The following is a 233-nucleotide window of genomic DNA, read 5'->3' on the forward strand; positions in this document are numbered from 1 at the left end:
CGCGGTCGACGAGGCGCTCGCCACGATCGCCTCCACCGCCCGCTCCGCCCTGGGCGACGTGCGCGTGCTGCTCGCCGAGCTGCGGCAGTCGCACCCCGCCGACGCCGCCCGCGCGCCGGGCGCCCACGACGGCCCGCAGCCGTCGCTCGCCGACCTCGAACTGACCGTCGACCACATCCGTTCGGCCGGACTCGCGGTCACGCTCGAGCGGACGGGCGCCGTCGAGACGCTCG

At 78.1% G+C, this 233-nt stretch carries 1 protein-coding gene; it reads left to right on the forward strand.

The window, feature by feature from the left end; translation table 11 throughout:
• A partial coding sequence (locus SB717_RS39805; protein WP_410908871.1) for a hypothetical protein occupies window positions 1-233 on the forward strand: 233 nt, incomplete at both ends.

Source organism: Priestia sp. SIMBA_032, assembly GCF_046535215.1.
In the GTDB taxonomy this organism is placed as follows: domain Bacteria; phylum Bacillota; class Bacilli; order Bacillales; family Bacillaceae_H; genus Priestia; species Priestia aryabhattai.